The organism is Bartonella sp. MR168JLCBS, from assembly GCF_042194175.1.
Genome location: NZ_JBHIMP010000116.1, coordinates 1 through 371 on the forward strand (window position 1 = coordinate 1; position 371 = coordinate 371).

Annotated in this window: 1 protein-coding gene; it reads right to left on the reverse strand. The window is 39.6% G+C overall.

The features are described from left to right. Window positions 1-6: 6 nt before the first annotated feature. The gene (locus ACFIK8_RS09600; RefSeq protein ID WP_014924400.1) at window positions 7-213 is read right to left on the reverse strand and encodes an antitoxin VbhA family protein; all 207 of its coding nucleotides are present in this window, start codon (window positions 211-213) and stop codon (window positions 7-9) included. Between the last annotated feature and the right edge of the window lie 158 nt (window positions 214-371).

Sequence of the window (371 nt, forward strand, 5' to 3'; positions counted from 1 at the left end):
CTCTCCTCAGTAAGGCGGGTGGTTTATGAGGTGGTTAAACTCTTCAGGTGAAAAGTCCCCCTTCGCGTATTCTTTTGAGATTTTGAGCATTTTGAAACGGAGCGTTCTTCCCTCAAGAGCATGAATGCTAATGGCTTTATCAATCGTCTCACGCTGCTTTTGTAATTCTTCTAGCATAAAAGTTGCGAAATGGCCTGTTCGGGTTATTTTCATGCCGATTTCCTTTTTAAATTTGCTTTTGGAAAGCTTCTTTGGTGTATTCTCAACTTTTGTTTATTATTTTCACAAATGATAATTTTTCCTAGACTTTCGGGCATCTTGCCTTCAATAAAGCTACCTTCACGAGTTTCTTGCAGATGTTGAAAGCGTGG